Annotated in this window: 6 protein-coding genes; all 6 read right to left on the minus strand. The window is 38.7% G+C overall.

The window, feature by feature from the left end; translation table 11 throughout:
- Positions 1–4,099, minus strand: a 4,099-nt coding sequence (gene gltB, locus B4D49_RS04310) for a glutamate synthase large subunit (protein ID WP_286783360.1), incomplete at its 3' end; no start/stop codon positions are given.
- Positions 4,100–4,291: 192 nt separating this feature from the next.
- On the minus strand, positions 4,292–5,638 hold the full coding sequence (gene glnA / locus B4D49_RS04315) for a type I glutamate--ammonia ligase (protein ID WP_132868911.1): 1,347 nt from the start codon (positions 5,636–5,638) through the stop codon (positions 4,292–4,294).
- A gap of 48 nt (positions 5,639–5,686) precedes the next feature.
- Positions 5,687–6,058 carry a MerR family transcriptional regulator gene (locus tag B4D49_RS04320; protein ID WP_015695674.1) on the minus strand — a complete coding sequence of 124 codons (372 nt, stop codon included), beginning with the start codon at positions 6,056–6,058 and terminating at the stop codon, positions 5,687–5,689.
- Positions 6,059–6,139: 81 nt separating this feature from the next.
- Positions 6,140–6,685 (minus strand): FUSC family protein, encoded by a 546-nt coding sequence (locus tag B4D49_RS04325; RefSeq protein ID WP_199543374.1) that lies wholly within the window; start codon positions 6,683–6,685, stop codon positions 6,140–6,142.
- A gap of 162 nt (positions 6,686–6,847) precedes the next feature.
- A complete protein-coding gene (locus B4D49_RS04330) occupies positions 6,848–8,044 on the minus strand; it encodes a phosphoglycerate kinase (RefSeq protein ID WP_132869847.1) in 1,197 nt (398 codons plus the stop codon).
- Between the two features lie 183 nt (positions 8,045–8,227).
- Positions 8,228–8,790: type I glyceraldehyde-3-phosphate dehydrogenase (locus B4D49_RS04335; RefSeq protein ID WP_414717956.1), on the minus strand; the 563-nt coding region annotated here is incomplete at its 5' end.

The following is an 8,790-nucleotide window of genomic DNA, read 5'->3' on the forward strand; positions in this document are numbered from 1 at the left end:
CAACACCACCTGTCATATATTCACAACCGTGGGCTCCTACACCTTCAACAACAACTTTTGCACCTGAGTTACGAACACAGAAACGTTCACCAGCGCGACCAGCAAAGTAAGCTTCACCTTTAACAGCACCAAATAGAGCAACGTTACCTACAATTGGTGAATTTTCGATATCATAGGCTGCATCATGTGGTGGTTTAACAATCAAACGTCCACCTGACATTGATTTCGCAATATAGTCATTAGCTTCACCAATCAATGTCAATTCCATACCTTGAGTAATGAAGCTTGCAAATGATTGTCCAGCAATACCAGTGTATTCGTATTTAATCAAACCAGGTTCAACTGAATAGTTACCGTAACGTTCAGCCATCCAACCTGCCATGCGAGCACCAACAGCACGTTGAACGTTATTAATTGTTTCTTTAACTGTTACACTTGCACCGTTGTCAACAGCAGCTTTGGCAAATCCATCCAATTCTTTCCATTGACGTGCTTCAGCAAATGGATCTTCAGTTTTACGTTCAATTGGATAAGCAGTTCCGAGCATACGAGAGAAATCAAGTGATTTAGCTTTTCCTTTTGGAATGAATTTTGCTTTCAAGATTTCTGAGTGACCAACCATTTCATCAACAGAACGGAAACCAAGTTCAGCCATGTATTCACGCAATTCTTCTGCCATGAACATCATCATGTTAATAACATGTTCAGGTTTACCAGCAAAATGTTTACGAAGTTCTGGATTTTGTGTTGCAACACCAACCGGACAAGTATTAAGAGAACATACACGCATCATGACACAACCGATAGAAATCAATGTCAAACTTGCAAATGAATATTCTTCTGCACCAAGAAGTGTAGCAATAGCAACATCACGACCAGTCATCAATTTACCATCTGTTTCAAGTGTCATACGTTGACGGAGACGGTTAAGTGACAATGTTTGATGTGCTTCAGCCAAGCCCATTTCCCATGGAAGACCAGCATCACGGACAGAGTTACGTGGAGAAGCTCCGGTACCACCATCATAACCAGAAATAACAACCTTATCAGCACCAGCTTTTACACAACCTGTAGCGATTGTACCAACACCAGTACTTGAAACCAATTTAACATTGATTTTAGCATAAGGATTGATAGCTTTAAGGTCATAAATCAATTGTGCCAAATCTTCAATTGAGTAGATATCATGGTGAGGTGGTGGTGAAATCAAACGTACACCAGGCGTTGCACCACGAATTTCAGCAACCCATGGGAAGACTTTTTGACCAGGCAATTGTCCACCTTCACCAGGTTTAGCACCTTGTGCCAACTTGATTTGGATTTCTTCAGCAGACATAAGGTATTCAGCATTAACACCAAAACGTCCTGAAGCGACTTGTTTAATCTTAGAATTCAAGTTACGACCATCTGGTTGTACTTTGAAACGATTGCGGTTTTCGCCACCTTCACCAGAGTTTGATTTAGCTCCGATTGAGTTCATTGCTTCAGCAATTGTTTCGTGTGCTTCTTTAGAAAGTGAACCAAAACTCATGGCACCAACTTTGAAACGTTTAACGATTGTTTCAGCTGGTTCGACCTCAGAAAGGTCAACTTTTGGACGATCTGATTTAAATTCCCAGATTGAACGAAGTGTTGTTGGAGTTGCTAAAGCTTCTTTATCCAATTCAGCTGTGTATTCTTTAAAGAGTTTGTAGTCACCTTTGCGAACAGCTTGTTGGAAATTATAAATAGTATGTGGATTGAAGAGGTGATATTCACCATCTGCTTTAAATTGATAAATACCGCCACTTTGAAGATAATCACCACGACGAGGACCAAATGCATCTTCCATACGTTGAAGATATTCTTTTTCAATTTGGTCAAGTGACAATCCACCAATACGAGTTACAGTACCTGTAAAGTATTTATTAACAACAGAGTCTGAAAGTCCAACTGCTTCAAACAATTGTGCTCCTTTATAACCAAGGATTGTAGAAATCCCCATACGACTCATAACTTTAACAATACCTTTTTCAGCTGCTTTACGATATTTTTCAAAGGCAGTTGCATCTTTTCCATATTCTTTCAATGTTGCATAAGCACCATAAGGATGAACAGCAGCAGCACCATAACCAACTAAAGTTGCAAAATGGTGAACTTCAATAGCTTCTGCCGTATCAACAACAATTGAGAATTGGCTAGCTTTCCCTTTAACAACCATGTAGTTATTCAAACCAGAAACAGCTAAAAGCATTGGAATAGTTGTTTGGTTTTCTTTAACATTGCGGTCTGAAAGGATAATAATCTTGCTGCCATTATCAACAGCTTTTTCAGCCGCTTTGAAAAGATTTTCTAACGCACGTTGCAAACGATTATGTGATGGTTCAACCACATCATAAACTGTTGAGAGAGTTGTTGCACGATAACGTTCGTCTTGCAAGTTAGCGATTTTGGCAAAATCTTCGCTTGAAAGAACTGGACTATCAATTTTAACTTTGACACAGTTATCAGCACCATCAGCTTTGAAGTTACCATCACCACCGAGGTAAACACTTGTTGAAACGACAATTTGTTCACGAATCGCATCGATTGGTGGGTTTGTAACTTGGGCGAATTGTTGTTTAAAGAAAGTGAAAAGAGATTGACTCTTATTAGAAAGAACTGCTAGTGGGCTATCAAATCCCATAGAAATAACTGGTTCTTCACCTTTTTCAGACATTGGAAGAATAACAGTACGAATAACTTCTTCATTATATCCGTAAGCTTTCCACACTGTTTCAATGTCATTTGTTTCTTGATTTAATTCTGAAGCTTCAAAATCATTAAGATGTGCAATGTTTTCTTCTACCCACTCTTTATATGGGTGTTGTGCAGCATAATAAGCTTTCACTTCTTCATTACGCATCAATTTACCAGAAGTTGTATCAATCAACATCATATTACCAGGACCAAGTACACCTTTTTCAATAACGCGACTTGGTTCAAGATCAACAACACCTGATTCACTAGAACAGATTAAGAAGTTATCTTTTGTCAATGAATAACGGCTAGGACGCAAACCATTACGGTCCAAACGAGCACCAACCATATCACCATCTGTAAAGACAAGAGCAGCTGGACCATCCCACGGAGCCACAAAACTTGATGCATATTCATAAAATGCTTTAAGATCATCAGGAAGACCTGATTCATCACCCCAAGCTTCTGGCACCATCATCAATAAACTTTGTGGAATATCACGGCCATTGCGATAAAGATACTCTAAACAGTTTTCCAACTTGGCAGAATCTGAGTTTTCTTCATTATAAACTTCAATCTGGTGACTGTGCATCCAGTTTTCTGCACCACGAAGTGTATTAATTTCACCATTGTGAGCCAAGAAACGGAATGGTTGTGCACGATCCCAAGATGGGAAAGTATTTGTAGAGAAACGAGAGTGTGTCAATGCAATGTGTGATTTGAAATGTTCATCTTGCAAGTCAGGATAAAAAAGACCAACTTGGAAGGCATGAAGCATCCCTTTGTACACAATTGTTTTGCTTGAAAGAGAACAGATGAAAAATTCATCAGATGAAAAGCTCTTTTCAAGTTGACGACGCAAGCGGAACAATTTGTCTTCAAAATCACGACCAGCTTTAGTATCATCAGGTTTTTTAACAAAAACTTGTACAAAACTTGGCATAATTTCTTGTGCCGCTGGACCACAATTGTCATAATTGAATGGCACATCACGAGTCATCAAAACATGGAAACCAGCTGATTTAATTTCTGCTTTAACTGCTTCTAAAAGACTGTCTTTAGCCTCAGTATCTTGAGGTAAAAAGAGTTGCGCAACAGCGTAGTCACCTTTTTTAGGTAAATCATAACCTGCTTCTTTTGCTTTTAATTGGAAAAATTCATCTGGTAAAGCAAGCAACATTCCGGCACCATCACCAGTATCAGGTTCAGCTCCTGTACCACCACGGTGATTCATACGTGTCAACATTGTCAAGGCATATTCAATCAAAGTATGACTTGCTTCACCATCGAGTTGAGCAACAAACCCCATCCCACAAGCATCCGATTCAAAAGACGGATCCCAAAGCGTTGTCTGCTGCGCCCTCAAAGCACTTTCATTCATAGCTCTTACTCCTATCATTAATACAAATAGTCTAAAATAGACTAAAATAGTCTAATTATTCAGAATATTTACTTCACATTATACCACATTCTCTCTAATTAGAATAGCTCTTATTTAAACTTTCTATTTAGAATGTGGTATTTTTTGGAAAAAAAAAAGACAGCTAGAAGCTGTCTTACTTACTACTACTTCTTAGTAAAGATCTAGATAGTTGTCAATTTCCCATTGTGAAACAAAGGCCGCATAGCTTGACCATTCAATTTTCTTAGCTTCCACAAAGTTTGTAAAGATGTGATTTCCAAGAGCAGCTTTAACTACTTCATCTTCTTGCAAAGCTTTAACGGCATTGTGCAATGTTGATGGAAGATCACGGATACCAGCTTCTTTACGTTCTTCTTGAGTCATGATGTAGATATTTGATTCAACTGGAGCTGGAGCTTCAATTTTGTTTTCAATACCATCAAGACCTGCTTCAAGAAGAACTGCAAGAGCAAGATATGGGTTAGCAGTTGGGTCAACTGAACGAAGTTCCAAACGAGTACCCATTCCACGTGATGCAGGTACGCGGATAAGTGGTGAACGGTTACGTCCAGCCCATGCGATGTAAACTGGTGCTTCATAACCAGGAACCAAACGTTTGTATGAGTTTACAGTTGGGTTCATGATTGCAGTGTAGTTATAAGCGTGTTTCATCAAACCGCCAAGGAAGTAATATGCTGTTTCAGACAATTGCATACCTTTTGGATCTTCAGTATCAAAGAATGCATTATTTCCATCGTAGTCAAACAATGACATGTTGCAGTGCATACCTGAACCGTTGATACCAAATTTAGGTTTAGCCATGAATGTAGCATAAAGACCGTGTTTACGAGCAATTGTTTTAACAACAAGTTTGAAAATTTGAATGTTATCACAAGCTTTCAAAACATCAGCATATTTAAAGTCAATTTCGTGTTGACCAATCGCAACTTCGTGGTGACTTGCTTCAACTTCAAATCCCATTTCAGTCAAAACATTAACGATTTCACGACGAGTGTTATCTGCAAGGTCAGTTGGTGCAAGGTCAAAGTAACCACCGCGGTCGTTTACTTCAAGAGTTGGTTCACCTTTTTCATCCAATTTGAACAAGAAGAATTCTGGTTCTGGACCAAGGTTAAATGATTTGAAACCAACTTTTTCCATGTGACGAAGTGCACGTTTCAAGTTACCACGTGGGTCACCTGCGAATGGTTCACCTTCAGCAGTGTAGATATCACAGATCAAACCTGCAACAGCACCATTTTCACCACCCCAAGGGAATACTGTCCATGTATCAAGATCTGGGTGTAAGAACATATCAGATTCGTTGATACGTACAAAACCTTCGATTGAAGATCCATCAAACATTGCTTTGTTTGACAATACTTTGTCAAGTTGTTCATCAGTTGCTGGGATTTCTACGTTTTTCAATGTTCCAGCGATATCTGAGAACATCAAGCGTAAAAATGTAACATTTTTTTCTTTGACTTCGCGACGGATGTCAGCTGCTGTAATAGTCATGAATTTAGGTCTCCTTTTAAAACCGAAATAACCGAGCGGCGCTTATTTTTAGATACGCCAATTGCTAATGTACTGTGATGGGGCCGAAAAACGGCCTTGGTTTCGGAGTTCATCTTGTAAGATTCGACGAACATCAGCATCTGTTAAAGACTTCTGCTTTTGAAGTGCTTTATCTTGTCTATCAGCGTATTCTCGCTTAATAGCTGCAATATTTAGCCCCTCGTCAAGGAAATCTTTAATTTCAAGCAATCGATCCATATCATTTAACGAAAACATACGACGGTTACCTGAAGTACGTTCTGGGGTTATCAACCCTTGATCCTCATAATAACGAATCTGACGTGCTGTTAAATCGGTCAATTTCATTACTGTCCCAATGGGAAAAACCGCCATGGAACGTCTGAGTTCTTTTTCTTTCATGATGACCTCCTTCCGATAATTATTATAGTCTGAAAATTCTAAACTGTCAACCCCATATGTCAGAAAATATAACATTAAAACCTAATTTTTTTCATTTTTATTTTTCAACCACTCGCGAACCATGTCTACATCAGAATTAACAAGAATAGCTACAAAGACACCACAAAAAGTTTCAAATACTCTTGCAAAAACATATAAAATCGTATCACCAGCAGGAATTGATAGAGTAATAATCAAAAGCGCTGATGTTCCGCCAATAATTCCTGCCTTATTATTAATTGAAACATTAATCATGATTCCTAACATAGTAAATACAGGAACAAATATCAAAGTTACCCAAAATTGATTATGGAAAAATTGATTAATTAAAAAGAAGAGCAAAGATAAAAAACCTCCGACACTGTTACCAACTATACGTGAAAAGCCAAAGTGCACACTTTTATCTAAACTTTCACGTAAGCTGAAAACAGCCGTCAGCGTTCCAATCTGCAGCCCTTCCCAACCAAATAAATGAAATAATAAAAGAACAAGAAAAACAGATAAGCCTGTCTTAAGCGTTCGCATCCCTAACTTAAACTTACTCGGATCAAATTTATAATTCGACAAAAGATTTTTTAGATATTTCATAACTCACAACCAAATTTTTTTCCTTTATTTTAACACAGTTTAAATCGTTTTCGCTAGATGTGAATACGTTTACTAAATCGCCTTCTCCCACTATTACTCAATTTTAATTTATCAAAAATAAAAAAGAGCCCTTTGGGCTCTTTTGTTTCTCAATAATGAGAATTATTTTTCAGTCAATGCAGCAAGACCTGGAAGTACTTTACCTTCAAGAAGTTCCATAGATGCACCACCACCAGTAGAGATCCATGAGAATTTGTCTGCACGACCAAGGTTGATAGCTGCAGCAGCTGAGTCACCACCACCGATGATTGATTTAACGCCTGGTTGTTTAACAATAGCGTCCATTACACCGATTGTACCAGCTTGGAAATCAGGGTTTTCGAACACACCCATAGGTCCGTTCCAAACAACTGTTTTAGCACCAGTCAATTCTTCATCGAATTTAGCGATTGATTTAGGACCGATGTCGAGACCAAGGAATCCAGCATCTACAGCTGCACCTTCAGTATCTTTAACTTCAGTGTAATCAGCAAAAGCATTAGCTTCTTTTGAGTCAACTGGCAAGATCAATTTACCGTTAGCTTTAGCCAAAAGTTCTTTAGCAACTTCAAGTTTGTCTTCTTCAACAAGTGAGTTACCGATTTCGATACCTTGTGCTTTAAGGAATGTGTAAGTCATACCACCACCGATAAGAACTTTATCAGCTTTTTTCAACAAGTTTTCGATAACACCGATTTTATCTGAAACTTTTGAACCACCAAGAATCGCGATAAATGGACGAACTGGGTTTTCAACAGCTTCTTGGATGTATGCAATTTCGTTTTCAAGAAGGAAACCTGCAACAGCTTTTTCAACGTTTGCAGAGATACCTACGTTAGATGCGTGTGAACGGTGTGCAGTACCGAATGCATCGTTAACGAAGATTCCGTCACCAAGTGAAGCCCAGTATTTACCAAGTTCTGGATCGTTTTTAGATTCTTTTTTACCGTCAACGTCTTCAAAACGAGTGTTTTCAACAAGAAGAACTTCACCATCTTTAAGGTTGTTGATAGCTTCTTCAAGTTCAGCACCACGTGTAACACCAGGGAAGACAACTTCTTGACCAAGTTTAGCTGCCAAATCAGCTGCTACTGGAGCAAGAGATTTACCTTCTTTATCAGCTTCTTCTTTAACACGTCCAAGGTGAGAGAAAAGAATTGCACGACCACCTTGTTCGATGATGTACTTGATTGTTGGAAGAGCCGCAGAAATACGGTTGTCATTAGTGATAACGCCATCTTTCAAAGGTACGTTAAAGTCAACACGGACAAGAACTTTTTTACCTTTCAAATCAACGTCTTTAACAGTCAATTTAGCCATTGATAGGACTCCTTATATTTTTTTATACATGCTAATTATATCACAAAACCTGTAAAAGAGGTAGTTAAATCAATAGAATTTGTCCTTCAGCTCCCCTACTACTATGTCTTGAGTAATTCAGCATATTTAAGAGAAATAAAAAAAGAGAGGAACGAATCCTCTCTTCTTCAGCTAACTCATTGATTATTTAGCAATTTTTGCGAAGTATTCAAGAGTACGAACAAGTTGTGAAGTGTAAGACATTTCGTTGTCGTACCATGAAACAGTTTTAACCAATTGAGTACCGTCAGCTGCTTCAGTTACTTCTGTTTGAGTTGCGTCAAACAATGAACCGAATGAGATACCTACGATATCGCGTGAAACGATTGGGTCAGTGTTGTAACCGAATGATTCAGTTGCAGCAGCTTGCATAGCAGCGTTAACTTCTTCAGCAGTTACTTTTTTGTCAAGAACTGAAACAAGTTCAGTAAGTGATCCAGTTGGAACTGGTACACGTTGAGCATGACCTTGAAGTTTACCGTTCAATTCTGGGATAACAAGACCGATAGCTTTAGCAGCACCAGTTGAGTTAGGAACGATGTTTTCAGCAGCAGCACGTGCGCGACGGAAGTCACCTTTACGGTGTGGTGCGTCAAGAGTCATTTGGTCACCAGTGTAACCGTGAACTGTAGTCATTGTACCAACTTTAAGACCGAATGATTTGTTCAAAGCATCAGCCATTGGTGCAAGACAGTTTGTTGTACATG

This window comes from Streptococcus sp. UBA4344 (assembly GCF_002393675.1).
GTDB classification, from domain to species: domain Bacteria; phylum Bacillota; class Bacilli; order Lactobacillales; family Streptococcaceae; genus Streptococcus; species Streptococcus vicugnae.